At 66.9% G+C, this 260-nt stretch carries 1 protein-coding gene; it reads left to right on the top strand.

Features of this window, described 5'->3' with window-relative positions:
* A partial coding sequence (locus OH705_RS27830; protein ID WP_267303512.1) for a peptidase U32 family protein occupies window positions 1–260 on the top strand: 260 nt, incomplete at both ends.

Here is a 260-nt window from a genome sequence, read left to right as displayed (position 1 = left end):
AACTGATGAAGGAACAGTTCGGCATCCAGCGGGTGGTGCTGCCGCGCGTGCTGACCCTGGCCGAGATCGCCCGTATCTGCGCCAACGTCAGCGTCGAGGTCGAGGTGTTCGGCTTCGGCAGCCTGTGCGTCATGGCCGAAGGGCGCTGCCTGTTGTCGTCGTACGCCACGGGCGATTCGCCCAACAACAAGGGCGTCTGTTCGCCCGCCAGTGCGGTGCGCTGGGTCGAGCAGGACGGCCGCCTGGATGCGCGCCTGAAC

The organism is Pseudomonas sp. BJa3 (assembly GCF_026343815.1).
GTDB classification, from domain to species: domain Bacteria; phylum Pseudomonadota; class Gammaproteobacteria; order Pseudomonadales; family Pseudomonadaceae; genus Aquipseudomonas; species Aquipseudomonas soli.
Note: the sequence above shows the minus strand (reverse complement) of the source record. Positions and strands in the feature narration are given on the sequence as shown.